This is a genomic window from Mycobacterium sp. pUA109, assembly GCF_041287095.1.
Taxonomy (GTDB): domain Bacteria; phylum Actinomycetota; class Actinomycetes; order Mycobacteriales; family Mycobacteriaceae; genus Mycobacterium.
Genome location: NZ_JBGGKS010000006.1, coordinates 44,533 through 63,847 on the forward strand (window position 1 = coordinate 44,533; position 19,315 = coordinate 63,847).

The following is a 19,315-nucleotide window of genomic DNA, read 5'->3' on the forward strand; positions in this document are numbered from 1 at the left end:
GAGATGGATTTCGTTGTCCAATGGTTGTGGTGCCTGCTGGCGTTCGCGGCGGGCTCGTTGGTCGCTTGGGGGATCGCGATTGTCTCGGTCAAGCACACCAGCAAGGACGAGGCGTTGGCCGGCCTGCCCGACGCGCGTGAGATCGGGGCGCGGTGATGCGCGCCGGCGACGATGCAGAGTGCAGCGATGAGGAGGAGCGGCGCTGATGGCTGACGTTAACTGGTGGCTGGTGGCGCTGGCCTTCCTGCTCGCGGTGGTGCTGACGTGGGCGTTGACGGTGCGCCGCGTCAATTGTGAAGTGCCGGTGAACGCGACGAAGGGTGCCGCTGCCGGCGGTGCGGCCGGCTTCGCCGGTGGCCGGTCCGGTGCCGAATCCGAGGTAGCCGAGGACGAGTCGGCCGCGACAGACGATCCCGACGACGGCTGACCGCCGGTCGACCGCTTATGGGGCTGCGCCGCGCAGCGCCTCGGAGATGACCTGGGTGACGGCTCCCGGCTGACCGATCAGCGGCGCATGGTCGACGTCGTAGGACCGGGTGTGGGCCCGCATGCGGGCGGCCATGAACTTCTGGGTGACCGGGTTGATCATGCGGTCTTGTTCGGCGAGGAGATACCAACAGGGCTGGTCTTTCCAGCCGGGTCGTCCCACGGGCTGTTGAATGCACTGCACGGCAATGGGTCGCTGCACTGCGGCTAGCAGCGCTTTTTGTGCGGCGGTGGCATGCTGCGCGAATGCGGTACCGAAGGCGTTGGTGGGCAGCCAGATCCAGCCGTCGCTGTCGGGCACCAGATCCGGCGCGTCGGGATGTGCGGGCTCGCGGTAAAAGACATCGGCCACGGTTTCGCCCTCATCGGGAGCCAAGGCGGCAATGAACACCAGGGCACGGATCCGTGGGTGCGTGGTGGCCGCGATGACAGCGCCGGCGTAGGCGTGGCCGACCAAGACGACGGGCCCATCGGTTCTGTCGATGGCCCGATTCAGCGCGGTCACGTCGTCGTACAGCGAGGTCAGCGGCAGGGGTGCCGCCGTGACCCCGATCCCAGCGTGGCGTAGCTCGGCGATCACCGGACTCCAGCTCGATCCGTCGGCCCAGGCTCCGTGGGCCAGGACGACGGTCGCCGTCGGTGCATCCGCACCGGCCTTGTCTGGCAGTGCCTTAGTCATACGTACGCCTCCGGTCCGCGAGCCGGGGCCGCTGAGCGTTTCCGGTGGAAACGCCGCAGGGACCGCTACTGGGATATACAACCCAAAATCCTGGCACAGCCTCACCGCCATGGTCAATACCTAGGGCCAACGGCGGAGCATATCCGGACGCAGGGCTAGCGCGAACCCGCTCCGATGTCTCATACTGGGTCATGTAACCCAAATACTGCCGCGCGGTGGCAACCAGATCGCCGTTACGGAATCACGTACCGGATCGGGAGGAATCGCTGATGTCCACTGTTCATCACCGCTACGCGACCATCGATGGGCGCCGCTTGTTCTTCCGGGAAGCCGGCGAGCCGGATGCCCCCGCGCTGGTCCTGCTGCACGGATTCCCGACCAGCTCCTACATGTTTCGGCAGCTGATCCCCGCGCTGGCGGACCGCTACCACGTCATCGCCCCCGACCATGTGGGCTTCGGGCTGTCGGACGCGCCCAGTGTCGAGGACTTCGACTACACCTTCGACGCGCTGACCGCGCTGACGGCGGGCCTGCTGCGCAGCCTGGGAATCCGGCGCTACGCGATGTACGTCCAGGACTACGGCGCCCCCATCGGGTGGCGGCTGGCGCTGGCCGACCCGGCCGCGATCACCGCGATCATCAGCCAGAACGGCAACGGCTACGACGCCGGCTTCGTGGAGAGTTTCTGGAAGACGGTGTGGGCCTACCAGGCTGAACCGACACTGGAAACCGAGGCCCCGGTGCGGCAGTTCCTGGCCCTGGAGGCCACCCGATGGCAGTACCTGACCGGAGTGACCGACGAGACGCTGGTCGATCCCGAATCGTGGCATCACGACTATGCGCTGATCTCGCGACCCGGCAACGACGCGGTGCAGCTCAAGCTGTTTCGCGACTACGCGACGAATTCACCGTTATACCCGCGGCTGCACGAATACTTTCGCGCCCACCGGGTGCCGCTGCTGGCCGTTTGGGGTCGCGGCGACGAGATCTTTGGTCCCGCCGGCGCGGAGGCCTTCGCCGAGGATCTCCCCGACGCCGAGATTCACCTGCTTGACGGCGGGCATTTCCTGCTCGAGTCGGCCCTCGACGAGGTGACCCCGCTGATTCGCACCTTTCTCGCCGCGCATCTACGCGTCGACTGAGAAACCGGCGACACAATGGGTTAAATGTCCCATACGCTGCGGGTTGGGCCATTAGCCTCGGGCGATGGCGAGTGTCGGGTCCCCGGGTGACGAGGTGCTCACGCCCAAGGGGCGCGCGACGCGCGAGCGGATTGTGGCGACGGCGGCCGAGCTGATTCTCGCCGAGGGACTCTCGACGTTGAACATGGACAAGCTGCGGGTGGCCGCCGCGGTGAGCGGGTCGCAGCTGGCCCACTACTTCGCGGATAAGCAGGCGCTGGTCCGCGCCGTGCTGGAGCGACAGCTGAACGTGGTACTGGATTTTCATCGTCAGCCCAAGCTGCGCGGACTGGATACCTTCGAGGACTTCGAGCGCTGGATCGACTTGAATATGCGCTATCTGCGGCGCATCGGGTACTCCGGCACGCCCACCTATCATGCCCTCGCGGGCCAGCTCGCCAAGTCCGATGACGCGACGCGCGCGACGTTGGCGGCGGGCTACTGGCAGTGGGTCGCATTGCTGGAGCGGTCCATCGGCCGGATGCGGTCGCGGGGTGTATTGGTCGCCGACGCCGATCCGCGGCGGCTGGCGCTGAGCATCGTCTGCGCCCACCAGGGCGGCGGCACCATGACCTTCACCTACCGACAGGAGTGGCCGCACGCCGACGCCGTGCGATTCGCGGTGAACCACCTGCGGATGTATGCCGCTGACCCCGCCGAACGCGCCGCGCGCCCGGCCCGTCGCCCCCGCGGCCAGCGCGCAAGCCCGGTGCGCGACGGCGGCGACAGCCCGGTCACGTTCACCCGCAAGGGGCTGGCGACGCGGGCGCGTATCGTGCAGGCCGCCGCTGGCCTGATGTTCGAGCGCGGCGCCGCCGGGACCAGCATCGACGACGTGCGCCGGAGCGCTGCCGTCAGCGGTTCGCAGATCACGCACTACTTTCAGGGCAGGCGGGATCTGATGCGTCAGGTCATCGGCACACGGCGCGCCGACGTGATGGCGTTTCATCGCCGACCGCCGTTGGGCGGGCTGGACAGCCTCGCGGCGCTACACGCGTGGGTGGATGCCTGCCTGGCCGACGTGGACGGTGTCTACCTGCGCGGCGGGTGCGTCTACGGTTCGCTTGCCGGCGAGCTGCTGGAGGCCGACGACGAGATCCTCGATGATCTGGCCGCCGGGTACGACCAATGGCTGGCGCTGTTTCGCGCCGGTCTTACGGCGATGCGCGGCCGTGGCGATCTGCGTGCTGACGCCGATCCACGCCACCTGGCCATTGCGCTGGTGGCCGCACACCAGGGCGGCGCCATGCTCACCTTTGCGACCGGCAGCCCGGAACCACTCACCGCGGCGCTGCACGCGGCCGTCGACTATGTGGGCTCGTTCGCTCCGCCGCGCGGCGACCGGGCGCCGCGGCGCAAATCCTGAGCGTCGCCCGCCTGGACAATTCTGGGTTATTACCCCCATAATATTGGGTCATATGACCCAATCGGTTCCGATGGGAGGCGTGAAGATGTCTGATACCGAATTGGTAACCGCGGGACCGGCCGTGGTGCGGGAACAGCCGGGTGGTCAGACCATGCGGGCGATCGTCTTGGCGAAGTTCGGTGGGCTGGACAGCCTGGTCTACACCGACATCCCCAAACCGTTGCCACGGGACGGGGAGGTGGTCATCAAGGTCAAAGCCTTCGGCATCAACCACGCCGAGATGCACATGCGCCGAGGCGAATGGGCCGAAGCTGCCGAAGTCAGCGGTATTGAATGTGTCGGCGTCGTGGACTCATGCCCGGGCGGCGAGTTTCCGGTCGGGGCCAAGGTGGCGGCGTTGATGGGTGGCCTGGGTCGAACCATCAACGGCAGCTATGCCGAATACACGCGGGTGCGCGCCGACAACGTCGCGCTCCTCGATTCCGACCTGCCGTGGTCGCAGTTGGCGGCGCTGCCCGAAACCTATGCCACCGCCTGGACTTGTCTATTCCGCAACCTCAATCTTGTCGCTGGGCAAACCGTGGTGATACGGGGTGCGACATCGTCCTTCGGTCAGGCGGCGGTCAAGCTGGCGGTCGCCGCCGGTGCGCATGTCATCGCCACCACGCGCAGCCGCGAACGGTTTGCGCTGCTCGAGAACCTCGGCGCCGCACGCGCTGAGGAGGAAGCACCCGACCTGGGCACCCGCATCGCCGAAGCCAAGCGGATCGATGCAGTTCTCGACCTCCTCGGCAACAGCACCATCCTCGACTCCTTGAACATGCTGCGCCGGGGCGGCAGCGCTTGCCTGGCGGGATGGCTGGGCGGGCTGGACCCCATCGCCGAGTTCAATCCGCTACTGCAAATGGCCAGCGGGGTGAACCTCACCTTTTTCGGCAGCTTTGTGTTCGGGGCGCCGGGATTCCCGCTGTCCGACGTCCCGTTGCAAGACATCGCGCGGCAGGTGGCCGCCGGCGCTCTTGAAGCAAGCCCGTCGCGCGTGTTTACCTTTCACCAGGTGCCCGAGGCCCACCGAATCATGGAGGCCGGAGACGCCGGCGGAAAAATGGTGGTCGTTGTGGAATGAGCATCGCGGCGCCCCCGGTTCTCGTGTTCGATGTGAACGAAACGCTCCTCGACATCGACGGGCTGTCACCTTTTTTCGAGCGGGTCTTCGGTGACTCCGCGGTGCTGCGCGAATGGTTCGGCCAGCTGGTGATGTACTCGATGACATTGACCCTGTCGGGTCGCTACGTCGACTATCTCACCCTCGCCCAGCAGGTGGCGAGGATGCTGGCCGACATCCATCGGGTCAACATCACCGATGCGGACGTGCACGAGTTGCGGGCGGGCATGCTGACTATGCCCGCACATCCCGACGCCGTGGACGGACTCACTACGCTGCGCGACAAGGGTTTCCGGTTGGTGACCCTGACCAATTCGCCGCCAAACCCCGGTGGCCCCAGCGCGCTGCAGCACGCTGGGCTGGCTCAGTTTTTCGAAAGACAGTTCAGCGTCGACGCCGTCGGTGCGTTCAAACCCGCCCCGGCGGTCTATCACCGGGTGTGTCAGGAGCTCGGGGTTGCGGCCGCGGCATGCATGCTGGTCGCGGCCCACATGTGGGATACCGTCGGCGCCCAATCCGCCGGGTACAGCGGTGCGCTGATCACCCGGCCCGGCAACGCGCGCCTGCAGGGTCATGGTCTGCCGCAGCCCACCATGGTGGCACCCGATCTGCGTGACTTCGCCCGCCAACTATCCACCGCGAGGAGTGATCTGTCGTGACGACAACCCACCCGGAACAAACCTATGACGTAGTGGTGCTCGGCGCCGGACCGGTCGGGCAGACCGTGGCCGATCGCGCACGGGCCGCCGATCTCAGCGTGGCGGTGGTCGAACGCGAACTCGTGGGCGGTGAGTGCTCGTATTGGGCGTGTGTGCCCAGCAAGGCGCTGCTGCGTCCGGTGCTCGCCGTCGCCGATACCGGCCGCGTCGACGGCGCGCGCCAGGCGGTCACCGGGTCGCTGAACGCCGCCGGCGCCTTCGGCCGGCGCGACCGCTATGTCAGCAACTGGGACGACGTCGGGCAAGCGGACTGGGTGGACGGCATCGGGGCAACCCTGGTGCGCGGCCACGGCCGGCTGGCGGGCGCACGACGAGTCGTGGTCACCACGTCGGGCGGTGACGCCGCCACGCTGACCGCCCGCCACGCGGTGGTGATCTGCACCGGCAGTCGCCCGGCGCTGCCCGACCTGCCCGGCATCACGGACGCTCGGCCGTGGACCAACCGCCGCGCCACCGACAGTAGCGAGGTCCCCGACCGACTCGCCGTCATCGGCGGCGGCGGTGTTGCTGTCGAAATGGCCACCGCCTGGCGAGGTCTGGGCTCCGCGGTCACGCTGCTGGTGCGCCGCTCGGGTGTGCTGCCCCGGATGGAGCCCTTCGTCGGCGAATTCGTCGGGCGCGGCCTCGCCGACGCCGGTGTCGATGTGCGGGTCGGGGTATCGGTCGTCAAGCTGCGCCGGCCGGACCCGGGCGGACCGGTGACCCTGGAATTGGACGACGGCTCCGAGCTGCGGGTCGACGAGGTGTTATTCGCCACCGGCCGGGCTCCGCTCACCGACGACATCGGGTTGAACTCCGTCGGGCTGACACCGGGCGGCTGGCTGGACGTCGACGACACCTGCCGGGTGGCGGCGCTCGACGACGGCTGGCTGTACGCCTGCGGTGACGCCAACCACCGCGCCCTGCTCACCCACGAAGGCAAATACCAGGCGCGCATCGCCGGTGCGGCCATCGCGGCGCGGGCCGCGGGACGACCGGTGGACACCGAGCCGTGGGGTGCGCACGCAACGACCGCCGATCACCATGCGGTGCCGCAAATTTTCTTCACCGACCCCGAAGCCGCCGCGGTCGGGTTGTCGGTTACGCAGGCCGAGCAGGCCGGTCACCGGGTGCGCGCGGTGGACGTCGAGGTCGGCGATGCCGTGATGGGGGCGAAGCTGTACGCCGACGGCTACCGCGGCCGGGCGCGGATCGTGGTCGATCTCGACGGCGGGTACCTGTTGGGTGCGACGTTCGTCGGTCCCGGCGTGTCTGAGCTGCTGCATTCGGCCACCATCGCCGTCGCCGGCCGGGTGCCCATCGACCGGCTCTGGCACGCCGTGCCGTGCTTCCCGACGATCAGCGAAGTGTGGTTGCGGCTGCTGGAGGCCTACCGGGATAGCCCGACAGGTTAACGCGGGCCGGGCAGGCGCAGCAGCAACCTGACCCCGCCCAACGAGCTGTCCTCCAACGCCGCGGTGCCGCCGTGCAATTCGGCCTGCTGGGCCACCAGCGCCAGCCCCAAACCCGAGCCCGAGGCCGACGCCGTCGACCCGCGGGAGAACCGGTCGAACACCATCTGGCGTTCCTCCTCGGGCACCCCGGTGCCGTTGTCGTCGACGGCGATCTCCACCCCGGCCCGCGAACTCACCGCCGAGAGCTGCACCTGGGTGGCGCCGCCGTGTTTGACCGCGTTGGCGATCGCGTTGTCGACGGCCAGCCGCAGCCCGGCCGGCAGCCCGATGATGATGCAGGTCGGCGACGGCGCCAGCGACACCTCCAGGTCGGGATAGATCCGCATCGCGTCGTGGGCGGCCCGGTCCAGCAGCTCGGTGATGTCGACGGGGACCTGATCGTCGAAGGTGGACAGCTCACCCTGCGCCAGCCGCTCCAGTGCGCCCAACGTGGCCTCGATCCGTGACTGGGTGCGGACGACGTCGTTGATCACCTCTTTGCGTTGATCGTCGGGCAGATCCAGCGTGGACAGCACCTCCAGGTTGGTACGCATCGCGGTCAGCGGGGTGCGCAGCTCATGGGAGGACACCGCGGCGAAGTCGCGGGCCGAGGCCAGGGCCTCCTGGGTGCGGTCCTGCGCCTTCCAGATCCGCTCCAGCATGCCGCGCATCGCTTCGGCGATCTCGACTGCCTCGGTGGCGCCGCGCACCTCAATTTGGGGCCGCTCATCGCCGGCGTCGATCGAGCGGGCCTGCTGCGCCAACCGTTTGAACGGTCGCACCGCGAACGCGGCCAGCAGCCAGGCGAATACCGCCGCCGCGGCGATGGAGAACCCGCAGATCAAGATCACCCGGCGGTGCAGGTTGTTGGTGTCGGCGATGGTGGCGTCGTAGGTGTCGCCGACCGCCAACGAGCGTGGGCCCGGCCCGGGGATGTCGACGGTGCGCACCCGGTAGCGCACCCCGTCGACGTCGGTGTCGGCATAGCCCGCCGGCAGCGGAGGCAGCACCACCGCGGAGTTCGACGTCACATCGTCGCCCTTGCGCACGGTGATGACCGCAGCCCGGGCGCTGGCCGCGCGGGGGATTTCGCCCATGCTGACGAACGGAATCGCGAACCCGGCCGCCTCGTCCAGGCGGCGATCCAGCCGCTCCTTGCGGTCCCGGGTGATGCCCACCCAGACGATCGCACCGGTGATGAGCACCGCGATTGCCGTGCCGATCGCCACCGCGAGCACCACCCGACTCCGCAGCGACGGTGTGCGGGTGAAGATCCGCGACAGCAGGTTCATGACGGCGCAATCACTGCATGCGCAGCACAAACCCCACGCCGCGGACCGTGTGCAGCAGCCGCGGTGCGCCGCCGGCCTCCAACTTGCGCCGCAGGTACCCGATGAATACGTCGACGACGTTGGTGTCGGCGGCGAAATCGTAGCCCCACACCAGCTCGAGCAGCTGCGCGCGGGACAACACCGCGGTCTTGTGTTCGGCCAGCACCGCCAGCAGGTCGAACTCCCGCTTGGTCAGGTCCACGTCGACCCCGTTGACCCGAGCCCGCCGACCCGGGATGTCCACCTCCAGCGGACCCACCGTGATGGTTTCCGACGAGGAGGTGGCGGTGGATCCGCGGCGACGCAGCAGCGCCCGCACCCGCGCCACCAGCTCCTGCAGCACGAACGGTTTGACCAGGTAGTCGTCCGCACCGGCCTCCAGGCCGGCGATCCGGTCGTCGACCGAGCTGCGCGCGGACAGCACACAGACCGGGACGTCGTTATCCATCGCGCGCAGGGCGGTGACGACGCTGACGCCGTCCAGCACCGGCATGTTGATGTCGAGCACGATCGCGTCCGGGCGGGTCTCGGTCGCGCTGCGCAAGGCCTCCGCGCCGTCCTTGGCCGTGGCCACCTCGAACCCGGACAGCCGCAGCCCGCGCTCCAGCGACGCCAATACGTCGTCGTCGTCGTCGACAACTAGTACCCGCGGTGAGGTTGCACCCGTGTCCATGCCGCCCATCTTGCCTGATCGATCCGCGCAATCGCGGGAAGGTCCACATCCACTTATTCAGCTGCCGCTCATGCCAAGCTGAGCAACGTGCCTGCGATCGCAGCGCCGCCCACCCGCCGGCGGCCGGGCTCCGACCTGCGTCGGCTGCTGCCGTACCTGCGACCGTACCGCGCGCGCTGGATCGCCATGGTGGTGATCGCGGTGATCAGCCTGGCCGCCACGGTGGCGATTCCACTGCTGACCAAGGCCGTCATCGACGGGCCGGTCCGCCACCACGATCAGCGCGGGCTGTGGGTGTGGGGGACCGCGGCGACCGCCGTCGGGATCAGCGAGGCGGTGCTGTGGTTCGTCCGGCGCTGGTTGGTTGCCCACGCCACCATGGGGGTGGAAGCCGACATCCGCACCGACCTGTACGCCCAGCTGCAGCTGCTGCCGATGGCGTTTCACGGACGCTGGCAGTCCGGGCAGCTGCTGTCGCGGATCATGAACGACCTGTCCACCATCCGCCGGCTGTTGTCGTTCGGTCTGGTGTTCCTGGTGCTCAACTCGGTGCAGATCGCGGTCGTGACGGTGCTGCTGCTGGCGATGTACTGGCCGCTGGGGCTGGTGGTGGCGGCCTCGATCGTGCCGATCGCGGGCACCGTGCTGCACTTCGAGCGCCGCTACACCCGGCTGTCGCGCCAAGCCCAGGACCAGGCCGGGCAGGTGGCCACCCACGTCGAGGAGGCGGCGCTAGGGGTGCGGGTGGTCAAGTCCTTCGGCCGCGAGGACTATCTGTTCGAGCGGTTCGATCGGCAGGCCACCGCCCTGTACGACACCGAGGTGCGCAAGGTCGCGGTGTCGGCGCGGTTCTGGACGCTGCTGGAGGTCATTCCCACCCTGACCCTGATTGTGGTGCTGGGGTTGGGCGCCGACGCGGCCGGCCGCGGCCTGGTCAGCATGGGCACCCTGGTTGCGTTCATCACCTTGATGCTGTCGCTGGTGTGGCCGCTGTCCTCGCTGGGGTTTCTGTTGTCGATGACCCAGGAGGCGATGACCGCGGCCAACCGGATCGCCGAAATCTTCGACGCCCGCGCCGACATCACCGACGGTCCGCGGCCGGATCCGCCGCGCGGCGGGCACCTGGAACTCTGCGACGTCGGCTTCCGGTTCCCGGGCAACGACGGGTGGGCGCTGCGCGGCGTGAACCTCACTGTCGAGCCGGGCCAGACCCTGGGGCTGGTTGGGGCCACCGGGGCGGGCAAGTCGGTGCTGGTGGCGTTGTTGTCGCGGCTCTACGACGTCGCCGAGGGCGTCATCCGGATCGACGGCGTCGACATCCGGGAACTGAGCCTGCCCGCGTTGCGGCAGTCGGTGACAACGGCTTTCGAGGATCCGACGCTGTTCTCCATGTCGGTGGCCGAGAACCTGCGGCTGGGCCGCCCGGACGCCACCGACGCCGAGCTGGAACGGGCCCTCGAGATCGCCGCCGCCGGGTTCGTCTACGAGCTGCCGTTCGGGCTGGACACCCGGATCGGGGAACAGGGCATGAGCCTGTCCGGCGGTCAGCGCCAACGGCTCTCGTTGGCGCGGGCCATCGTGGCGGCGCCGACCATCCTGGTCCTCGACGACACCCTGTCGGCGCTGGACGTGCACACCGAGGCGGTGGTCACCGACGCGCTGCGGCGGGCGCTGCGCGACGTCACCGCGATCGTCGTCGCCCGCCGGGCCTCGACGGTGCTGCTGGCCGATAAGGTGGCGCTGCTGCAGCACGGCACCGTCACCCACCTCGGCACCCACCCCGAATTGCTGGCCGCCGTCCCGGAATACCGGTATCTGCTGGCCGCCGACGACGAACTCGACGACGGCCGGGAACGCGAACCGACGTGGCGGGACGACGACGAGTTCAACCGCCTGGACCACACCCACACCCAGCAGTACGCCACCGACTCCGCCTGTGCCGCATCGGCGCTGGCGATGCCGGAGGAGAAACGCCGATGACCACCGCCTGGCGCGGCCGGCTCGCCAAGACCCCCGAGCCCATCCTGGACGAGTCGGTGCCCCATGCGGCGCGCGCCCTGCTGGGCTCCTTGCTGGCACCGTACCGGTGCACGGTGGGGGTGCTGGCGCTGGTCGTGGTGGCGGAAAACGCTGCGCGGCTGGCGGTTCCGCTGCTGGTCCAGCGCGGCATCGACCGCGGCATTCCGCCCCTGCTGGCCGGCGGATCGTCGCGGGAGCTGCTGCGGGTGGTCGCCGTGCTCTGCGCGGTGGTGGCCGTGCAGACGCTGACCCGAATGTATTTCCTCAACCGGTCCGGACGGGTGGGCCAGCGGGTGCTGCTGGAGCTGCGGCGGCGGGTCTTCCGGCATTTCCAGCGGCTCGACTTGGCGTTTCATCACCGCTACACCTCGGGGCGGGTGGTGAGCCGGTTGACCAACGACGTCGACGCCATCCAGGCCATGTTGGAAACCGGATTCGACAGCCTGGTGACCGCCGTGCTCACCCTGGCCGGCACCGCGGTGCTGCTGGTGACGCTGGACTGGCGGCTGGGGCTGATGTGCCTGGTGGCCTTCCCGATCCTGGTCGCGCTGACCGGATGGTTTCGCGCCGAATCGGCCAAGACCTACCGCGAGGTGCGGGACGCCGCCGCGTTGGTGATCGTGCAGTTCGTCGAAACCATGACCGGGATCAAAGCCGTGCAGGCCTACCGGCGGGAGCCGCGCAACCAGCAGATCTTCAACGACGTCGCCGACCGGTACCGGGCGGTAAACGAGAAGACGTTCACCCTGCTGGCGGTGTTCATGCCGGGAGTGAAGCTGATCGGCAACCTCACCACCGGGGTGGTGTTGCTGTACGGCGGTTGGCGGGTGCTGCACGGCCACATGACGATCGGCACCCTGACCGCGTTCCTGCTGTACCTGCGGATGTTCTTCGAGCCGATGCAGGAGATCACCCAGTTTTTCAACACCTTCCAGTCGGCGTCCTCGGCGTTGGAGAAGCTGGCCGGGGTGCTCGCCCAGCGCCCCGCCATCGCCGATCCGGCGACCGCGGTGCCGCTGCCCACTGCCGCCGGTGCGGTCGCGTTGCACAACGTGCGGTTCGGTTACGTGTCCGGCCGACCGGTGCTACCCGACCTGACGCTGCGGATCCCGGCGGGCCAGACCGTCGCGCTGGTGGGCAGCACCGGCGCCGGCAAGACCACCCTGGCCGCGCTGATCGCCCGGTTCTATGACCCGACCGCGGGTGCGGTGACGCTGGACGGGGTTGATTTGCGCGATCTCGCCCAGGCCGAGCTGCGCCGCCAGGTGGTGATGGTGACCCAGGAGAACTTTATGTTCGCCGGCACCGTCGCCGACAACATCCGGTTCGGCCGGCCCGACGCCACCGACGCGCAGCTGCGGCACGCCGCCGAGGCGGTCGGCGCCGCGGCGTTCATCACCGCGCTGCCGCAGGGCTATCACACCGACGTGGCGTCCCGCGGCGGCCGGTTGTCGGCCGGGCAGCGGCAATTGGTCGCCTTCGCCCGCGCGTTCCTCGCCGACCCGGCGGTGCTGATCCTCGACGAGGCCACCTCCTCGCTGGACATCCCCAGCGAGCGTCAGGTGCAACGCGCGCTGCGCACCGTGCTGGCGGATCGGACGGCGGTGGTGATCGCGCACCGGCTGTCCACGGTCCAGGTGGCCGACCGGGTGCTGGTGCTCGAGCAAGGCCGCGTCGTCGAGGACGGCCCGCCGGGGGAGCTGATCACCGAGGGCGGACATTTTGCGGCGCTGCAGGAGGCGTGGCGGCGGTCGCTGGCTTGAGTGGTGCGCACGGCTTTGCGCCGAGATCGACGCTGGCGCGCGCCGCACTCGACATTTCCCGCGGTGCGGTCGATCTCGGCGCCGGGACTAGCTGGGCAACCCGATGCGCCGATAGCGGGCCAGCCGCGCGGCCAGCCGGGCCTCGTCGGGCAGGTCGCGCAGCGTGTACAGCTCGGCGGCAATGGCCCGCGACAACCGTTTGGCGAAGTCGATCGGCTCGTCGGCGGCATCCGGGTGCTCGGGCACGATCGCGTCGACGATCCCGGCGGCCAACAAATCGGCGGAGCGAATGCCCTGGGCCACCGCCAACTCGGGGGCGTGGTCGGTGTCACGGAACACGATCGCGCTGGCGCCCTCCGGTGGCAGCGGCGCCAGCCAGCCGTGCAGTGCGGCCAGCACCCGATCGGCGGGCACCATGGCCAGCGCCGGGCCGCCGCTGCCCTGCCCCAGCAACACCGACACCGTCGGCACCGCCAACGTGACCAGCTCGGCCAAACACGCCGCGATCTCGCCGGCCAGCCCGCCCTGCTCGGCCTCCACCGACAGCGCCGGGCCGGGCGTGTCGATCACCAGCACCAGCGGCAGCCGCAGCCCCGCGGCCAGCGCCATCCCGCGGCGGGCCTCCCGCAGCGCCGCCGGCCCGAGCAGGCCGCGGACTTTCTGCTGGCCCAGCACCACCGCCGGTTGGCCGCGGAACCGGGCCAACGCCAGCAGGGTGGTGGCCGCCTCGCCCACCCCCGTCCCGGACAGCAGCACCTGCTCGGTGGCGCCGTGGCGCAGCAGCCGCCCGACCCCGGGCCGGTCCGGGCGGCGCGAGGCCAGCACCGACTCCCAGGCCGGCACGTCGGGCACCGCCTCCGAAACGGGTGGTGCGGGCGGTGGCGAGGGTGGATCGATGAGCACCTTGAGCGCCCGCTCGCACGTGCGGCGCAGCCACTTGAGCGGCACCACCCCGTCGATCACGCCGTGGCGCTGCAGGTTCTCCGCGGTCTGGATGCCTTCCGGGAACGGTTCGCCGTAGAGCTGCTCATACACCCGGGGTCCCAGGAACCCCACCAGCGCGCCGGGTTGGGCGATGGTGACGTGGCCCAGCGACCCCCACGACGCGAACACCCCGCCGGTGCTGGGATGCCGCAGGTAGACCAGGTAGGGCAGGTGGGCCCGCTTGTGCAGCTCGACCGCGGCGGCGATCTTGACCATCTGCAGGAACGCCACCGTGCCCTCCTGCATCCGGGTGCCGCCCGAGCACGGCGACGCGAGCAGCGGCAGCCGCTCGGCGGTGGCCCGCTCGACGGCGGTGGTGATCCGTTCGGCGGCGGCCACCCCGATCGACCCGGCCAGGAAGTCGAACTCGCAGGCGATCACCGCCACCCGGCGGCCCCGCACCCGGCCCTCGCCGGTGAGCACCGCCTCGTCGCGGCCGGTGGCCGCGCGCACCCGGGCCAGCTCCGCGGTGTAATCCGGGTCGGTGGACACCGCCACCGGGGTGGTGTCCCAGCTGATGAACGATCCGGTATCCAGCACGGCGTCGCGCAGCTCGACGGCCCCGATCCGCTCCACGGGACAACTTTAATAAGCTGGCGCCATGATCGGTGTGATCCGCGACGGCAACGTCTTGACCCTGGAGCTGCAGCGCCCGGAGCGCCGCAACGCGCTGAACTCGGAATTGGTGGATGGTTTGCGCGAGGCGGTGGAGAAGGCCACCGCCGAGGATCTGCGGGCCATCGTGCTGACCGGGCAGGGCACCGTGTTCTGCGCCGGCGCCGACCTGTCCGGCGACGCGTTCGCCGCCGACTACCCCGACAAGCTGGTCGCGCTGCACAAGGCCATCGACGCGTTCCCGATGCCGGTGATCGGCGCGGTCAACGGCCCGGCGATCGGCGCCGGCCTGCAACTTGCCATGATCTGCGACCTGCGGGTGGTCGCCCCCGAAGCGTTCTTCCAGTTCCCGGTCGCCAAATACGGGTTGGCGTTGGACAACTGGAGCATCCGCCGGCTGACGTCGCTGGTCGGGCACGGCCGGGCCCGGGCGATGCTGTTGACCGCCGAGAGGTTGAGCGCCGACGTCGCACTGCAGACCGGGATGGCCAACCGGATCGGCACCCTGGCCGATGCCCAGGCCTGGGCGCAGGAGGTCGCCGGGTTGGCGCCGCTGGCGTTGCAGCACGCCAAGCGGGTACTCAACGACGACGGCGCCTACGAGGAGCAGTGGCCGGCCCACAAGGAACTGTTCGACAAGGCGTGGGGCAGCCAGGACGTGATCGAGGCGCAGGTCGCCCGGGTGGAAAAACGACAACCGAAATTCCAGGGGGCCTGATCGAGATGCTGCGCGGGGCGCTGCGGCTGGCCGCGGGAACGGCCACGCTGGCCGCCGGAAGCTGGGCGGTCCGCGCCCTGCACGGCGCCCCGGCGGCGCTGGGCGCCACCCCGGCCGCGATCCGGGCCGTCGCCGAGCGGTCACCGAACTACCGCGACGGGGTGTTCGTCAACACCGACCCGGCGTCGATGATCAACCTGGACCGCGAACAACAGCGCCTGGTCCTGCGGGAGCTGATCGGCGGGCGCGCGGCCAGCCGGCCCGCCGCCCCGATCCCGCTGGCCACCCCGGAGCCCCGCGAAGACCGGGAGGCCGCCGGCGGGCTGGCGGTCACATGGTTGGGTCACGCGACGGCGCTGGTCGAGATCGACGGGTACCGGGTGCTCACCGACCCGGTCTGGAGTGATCGCTGTTCCCCGTCGGACCTCGTCGGCCCCGAACGCCTGCATCCGCCGCCGCTGCCGCTGGAGGCGCTGCCCGCCGTCGACGCGATCGTCATCAGCCACGACCACTACGACCACCTCGATATCGACACGGTGACCGCGCTGGCCCGCACCCAGCGGGCGCCGTTCTTCGTGCCGCTCGGTGTCGGTGCGCACCTGCGTGACTGGGGTGTGCCCGAGGAGCGCATCGTCGAACTCGATTGGCACGAACGGGGCCAGGTCGACGAGCTCACCTTGGTCTGCACCCCGGCCCGGCACTTCTCCGGGCGGTTTTTGACCCGCAACCTCACACTGTGGGCGTCGTGGGCGGTGCTCGGCCCGACGCATCGGGTGTATTTCGCCGGGGACACCGGCTACACCACGAGCTTCGCCGAGATCGGTTCGGCCCACGGGCCGTTCGACCTAACCCTGATGCCGGTCGGCGCCTACAACGCGGCCTGGCCCGACATCCACATGAATCCCGAGGAGGCCGTGCAGGCCCACCGCGACGTCACCGGGCCCACGCCCAGCCTGTTGGTGCCGATCCACTGGTGCACGTTCCGGCTGGCGCCGCACCCCTGGGACGAGCCGATCCAGCGGCTGCTGGCGGCCGCCGAGACCGCCGGCGTGCAGGTGGCGGTGCCCAAACCGGGTGGACGGGTGGATCCCGCGCAGCCCGACGGGTTGCAGCCCTGGTGGCAGCTCTGACCGCGACACTGGCCGCCGGGCTCACCGACGCCGACGTCGCCCAGCGGGTCGCCGACGGCAAGACCAATGACGTCCCCACCCGTGCCGCGCGCAGCGTTCCCGAGATCATCCGGGCCAACGTGTTCACCCGGATCAACGCCATCCTGGGGGTGCTGTTGGTCATCGTGCTGTCCACCGGCTCGCTGATCAACGGGCTGTTCGGCCTGCTGATCATCGCCAACAGCGTCATCGGGATGATCCAGGAGATCCGGGCCAAACAGACCCTGGACAAGCTGGCGATCGTCGGACAGGCAAAACCGGTGGTGCGCCGGCAATCCGGAACCCGGGCGTTGCCGCCCGGCGAGGTGGTGCTCGACGACATCATCGAACTGGGCCCGGGGGACCAGATCGTCGTCGACGGCGACGTCGTCGAGGAATCCGGGCTGGAGGTCGATGAGTCGCTGCTGACCGGGGAGGCCGACCCGATCACCAAAAGCACCGGGGATCCGGTGATGTCGGGCAGTTTCGTGGTCGCCGGCACCGGGGCCTACCGCGCCACCAAGGTGGGCGCCGCGGCCTACGCCGCCCAACTCGCCGAAGAGGCCAGCAAGTTCACCCTGGTGAAATCCGAACTGCGCAGCGGCATTAACAAGATTCTGCAGTTCATCACCTACCTGCTGGTCCCGGCCGGGTTGTTGACTATCTACACCCAGCTGTTCACCACCCACGTCGGCTGGCGGGATTCGGTGCTGGCGATGGTGGGCGCGCTGGTGCCGATGGTGCCCGAGGGTTTGGTGCTGATGACCTCGATCGCGTTCGCGGTCGGGGTGGTTCGGCTGGGGCAGCGGCGCTGCCTGGTGCAGGAACTGCCCGCCATCGAGGGGTTGGCCCGCGTCGACGTGGTGTGCGCCGACAAGACCGGCACCCTCACCGAGAACGGGATGCAGGTCTCCGGTGTCGCCGAACTCGGCCACCCCACCGACGGTGTCGCGCAGGTGCTGGCCGCGCTGGCCGCCGCCGACGCCCGCCCCAACGCCAGCATGGCGGCCATCGCGACGGCCTATCCGCATGCTCCGGGCTGGACGGTGACCGCGACGGCGCCGTTCAAGTCGGCGACGAAATGGAGCGGCGCCTCCTACGGGGAGCACGGCAACTGGGTGATCGGCGCGCCCGACGTGCTGCTCGACCCGGCGTCGACGGCCGCCGCGCGCGCCGAACAACTCGGCGCCCAGGGGCTGCGGGTGCTGTTGCTGGCCGCCGCCGATGTGCCCGTCGACCACCCCGACGCGCCGGGCACGGTGACGCCGGTCGCGCTGGTGGTGCTCGAGCAGAAGCTGCGGCCCGACGCCGGCGCGACCCTGGACTACTTTGCCGCCCAGCATGTCTCGGTCAAGGTGATCTCCGGGGACAACGCGGTCTCGGTGGGTGCGGTCGCCGGCAAGCTCGGGTTGCACGGCGAGACGATGGATGCGCGGCAGCTGCCCACCGAGCCGGCCGAACTGGCCGACGCGGTGGCCGAGCACACCACCTTCGGGCGGGTGCGCCCCGACCAGAAGCGGGCCATGGTGCACGCCCTGCAGTCCCGCGGACACACCGTGGCGATGACCGGTGACGGCGTCAACGACGTGCTGGCGCTCAAGGACGCCGACATCGGGGTGGCGATGGGCGCGGGCAGCTCGGCGGCGCGGGCGGTCGCGCAGATCGTATTGCTGGACAACAAGTTCGCCACCTTGCCCTACGTCGTCGGCGAGGGCCGCCGGGTGATCGGCAACATCGAACGCGTCTCGAATCTGTTCCTGACCAAAACGGTGTACTCGGTGCTGCTGGCGCTGCTGGTCGGGATCGCCGGGTTGAGCTCCAAATGGTTCGGCGCCGACCCGCTGCTGTACCCGTTCCAGCCGATCCACGTCACCATCGCCGCCTGGTTCACCATCGGGATCCCGTCGTTCATCTTGTCGTTGGCGCCCAACAACGAGCGGGCGCATTCCGGCTTTGTCCGGCGGGTGATGACGGCCGCGCTGCCGTCCGGGCTGGTGGTCGGGATCGCCACCTTCGTCTCGTACCTGGTGGCCTACCAGGGCCGCGAAGCCACCGCCGCCCAGCAGCTGCAGGCCTCGACGGCGGCGTTGATCACCTTGCTGGTGTCGGCGATCTGGGTGCTGGCCGTGGCGGCACGCCCATACGAGTGGTGGCGGCTGGGGCTGGTGGTGGTCTCGGCGCTGGCCTACGTGGTGCTCTTCTCCATCCCGCTGGCCCGGGAAAAGTTCCTGCTCGACCCGTCCAACCTGGTGGTGACGGCGACCGCGCTGGGCATCGGCGCGCTGGGTGCCGCCGCGATCGAGGTGCTGTGGTGGATCGAGGGGGCGGTTCTGGGCGAAACCCGACAACTGTGGCGCAGGTAAGATCTGCGAACGCAGAGGTATGGGCTCCGCACCGAAAGGATTGAGTGATGGGATTCCTGGACAAGGTGAAAGGCCTGTTGTCGCAGAACGCCGATAAGGTCGGCCAGGCCATCGACAAGGCCGGCGACATCGTCGACGACAAGACGCAGGGCAAATACTCCGACACCGTCGACAAAGTGCAGGAAGCGGCCAAGAAGGCCGTCAACAAGGACGAGCAACAGAACTAACCTATGGCGAAACTCTCCGGATCCATCGATGTCCCGCTGCCGCCGCAAGAGGCCTGGGCCTATGCGTCGGACCTGTCGCGCTACAAGGAGTGGCTGAGCATCCACCGGGTGTGGCGCAGCGCGCTGCCCGACACCCTGGAAAAGGGCACCGTCCTGGAGTCGATCGTCGAGGTCAAGGGCATGCTGAACCGGATCAAGTGGACCATCGTGCACTACAAGCCGCCGGAGGCCATGACGCTGAACGGCGACGGCAAGGGCGGGGTCAAGGTCAAGCTGATGGCCAAGGTCAAGCCCAAGGACGACGGCTCGGTGGTCAGCTTCGACGTGCACCTGGGCGGTCCGGCGCTGTTCGGGCCGATCGGCATGCTGGTGGCCGGCGCGCTCAAGAGTGACATCAACGCATCGCTACGCAAGTTCGTGTCGGTGTTCGCCCCCGCGGCTTAGC

Annotated in this window: 18 protein-coding genes; 14 read left to right on the top strand and 4 right to left on the bottom strand. The window is 69.4% G+C overall.

Going from position 1 to position 19,315, the window contains the following annotated elements; all coding sequences use genetic code 11:
* Window positions 1–3 precede the first annotated feature (3 nt).
* Together ACAG26_RS08870 and ACAG26_RS08875 are read left to right on the top strand one after the other, a co-directional pair.
* Window positions 4–156 carry a hypothetical protein gene (locus ACAG26_RS08870; RefSeq protein ID WP_370481344.1) on the top strand — a complete coding sequence of 51 codons (153 nt, stop codon included), beginning with the start codon at window positions 4–6 and terminating at the stop codon, window positions 154–156.
* 49 nt (window positions 157–205) lie between these two features.
* The gene (locus ACAG26_RS08875; RefSeq protein ID WP_370481346.1) at window positions 206–427 is read left to right on the top strand and encodes a hypothetical protein; all 222 of its coding nucleotides are present in this window, start codon (window positions 206–208) and stop codon (window positions 425–427) included.
* A 15-nt stretch (window positions 428–442) separates the two neighbouring features.
* Here the strand turns inward: ACAG26_RS08875 and ACAG26_RS08880 are convergent, their stop codons facing one another.
* Window positions 443–1,165 (bottom strand): alpha/beta fold hydrolase, encoded by a 723-nt coding sequence (locus ACAG26_RS08880; protein WP_370481349.1) that lies wholly within the window; start codon window positions 1,163–1,165, stop codon window positions 443–445.
* A gap of 269 nt (window positions 1,166–1,434) precedes the next feature.
* Here ACAG26_RS08880 and ACAG26_RS08885 point away from each other — a divergent pair, with 269 nt between their 5' ends.
* From ACAG26_RS08885 to ACAG26_RS08905, 5 genes are all read left to right on the top strand, one after another.
* Window positions 1,435–2,307 (top strand): alpha/beta fold hydrolase, encoded by an 873-nt coding sequence (locus ACAG26_RS08885; protein ID WP_370481352.1) that lies wholly within the window; start codon window positions 1,435–1,437, stop codon window positions 2,305–2,307.
* A gap of 64 nt (window positions 2,308–2,371) precedes the next feature.
* Window positions 2,372–3,712 (top strand): TetR/AcrR family transcriptional regulator, encoded by a 1,341-nt coding sequence (locus ACAG26_RS08890; protein ID WP_370481354.1) that lies wholly within the window; start codon window positions 2,372–2,374, stop codon window positions 3,710–3,712.
* A gap of 85 nt (window positions 3,713–3,797) precedes the next feature.
* The gene (locus ACAG26_RS08895; RefSeq protein ID WP_370481667.1) at window positions 3,798–4,838 is read left to right on the top strand and encodes a zinc-binding dehydrogenase; all 1,041 of its coding nucleotides are present in this window, start codon (window positions 3,798–3,800) and stop codon (window positions 4,836–4,838) included.
* 2 nt (window positions 4,839–4,840) lie between these two features.
* Window positions 4,841–5,536, top strand: coding sequence for a haloacid dehalogenase type II (locus ACAG26_RS08900; protein WP_370481669.1), 696 nt, complete (start codon window positions 4,841–4,843; stop codon window positions 5,534–5,536).
* Complete coding sequence (locus tag ACAG26_RS08905) at window positions 5,533–6,990, top strand: NAD(P)/FAD-dependent oxidoreductase (protein WP_370481356.1); 1,458 nt, start codon at window positions 5,533–5,535, stop codon at window positions 6,988–6,990. Before ACAG26_RS08900 ends, ACAG26_RS08905 begins: the two co-directional genes overlap by 4 nt.
* Here the strand turns inward: ACAG26_RS08905 and ACAG26_RS08910 are convergent.
* Together ACAG26_RS08910 and prrA are read right to left on the bottom strand one after the other, a co-directional pair.
* Window positions 6,987–8,321 (bottom strand): ATP-binding protein, encoded by a 1,335-nt coding sequence (locus tag ACAG26_RS08910; RefSeq protein ID WP_370481358.1) that lies wholly within the window; start codon window positions 8,319–8,321, stop codon window positions 6,987–6,989. The genes ACAG26_RS08905 and ACAG26_RS08910 overlap by 4 nt on opposite strands.
* A 10-nt stretch (window positions 8,322–8,331) precedes the next feature.
* A complete protein-coding gene (prrA, locus tag ACAG26_RS08915; protein ID WP_071030232.1) occupies window positions 8,332–9,042 on the bottom strand; it encodes a two-component system response regulator PrrA in 711 nt (236 codons plus the stop codon).
* Between the two features lie 69 nt (window positions 9,043–9,111).
* On the opposite strand from prrA, the gene ACAG26_RS08920 reads away from it, so the two are divergent.
* On the top strand, window positions 9,112–11,013 hold the full coding sequence (locus ACAG26_RS08920) for an ABC transporter ATP-binding protein (protein WP_370481671.1): 1,902 nt from the start codon (window positions 9,112–9,114) through the stop codon (window positions 11,011–11,013).
* The gene (locus ACAG26_RS08925; protein ID WP_370481361.1) at window positions 11,010–12,815 is read left to right on the top strand and encodes an ABC transporter ATP-binding protein; all 1,806 of its coding nucleotides are present in this window, start codon (window positions 11,010–11,012) and stop codon (window positions 12,813–12,815) included. Before ACAG26_RS08920 ends, ACAG26_RS08925 begins: the two co-directional genes overlap by 4 nt.
* Window positions 12,816–12,902: 87 nt before the next feature.
* Here the strand turns inward: ACAG26_RS08925 and ACAG26_RS08930 are convergent, their stop codons facing one another.
* A complete protein-coding gene (locus ACAG26_RS08930; RefSeq protein WP_370481363.1) occupies window positions 12,903–14,375 on the bottom strand; it encodes a carboxyl transferase domain-containing protein in 1,473 nt (490 codons plus the stop codon).
* A 25-nt stretch (window positions 14,376–14,400) separates the two neighbouring features.
* Between ACAG26_RS08930 and ACAG26_RS08935 the strand changes: the two genes are divergently transcribed.
* The 5 genes from ACAG26_RS08935 to ACAG26_RS08955 are packed head-to-tail and all read left to right on the top strand — an operon-like array spanning window position 14,401 to window position 19,314.
* The gene (locus ACAG26_RS08935) at window positions 14,401–15,132 is read left to right on the top strand and encodes an enoyl-CoA hydratase (protein WP_370481365.1); all 732 of its coding nucleotides are present in this window, start codon (window positions 14,401–14,403) and stop codon (window positions 15,130–15,132) included.
* A gap of 5 nt (window positions 15,133–15,137) precedes the next feature.
* Window positions 15,138–16,262 (top strand): MBL fold metallo-hydrolase, encoded by a 1,125-nt coding sequence (locus ACAG26_RS08940; RefSeq protein WP_370481367.1) that lies wholly within the window; start codon window positions 15,138–15,140, stop codon window positions 16,260–16,262.
* Window positions 16,259–18,643, top strand: coding sequence for an HAD-IC family P-type ATPase (locus ACAG26_RS08945; RefSeq protein ID WP_370481673.1), 2,385 nt, complete (start codon window positions 16,259–16,261; stop codon window positions 18,641–18,643). Before ACAG26_RS08940 ends, ACAG26_RS08945 begins: the two co-directional genes overlap by 4 nt.
* A gap of 47 nt (window positions 18,644–18,690) precedes the next feature.
* On the top strand, window positions 18,691–18,870 hold the full coding sequence (locus ACAG26_RS08950; protein ID WP_370481369.1) for an antitoxin: 180 nt from the start codon (window positions 18,691–18,693) through the stop codon (window positions 18,868–18,870).
* A 3-nt stretch (window positions 18,871–18,873) separates the two neighbouring features.
* Entirely contained in the window at window positions 18,874–19,314 is a 441-nt protein-coding gene (locus ACAG26_RS08955) for an SRPBCC family protein (RefSeq protein WP_370481371.1), read from the top strand.
* Window position 19,315: the final 1 nt, after the last annotated feature.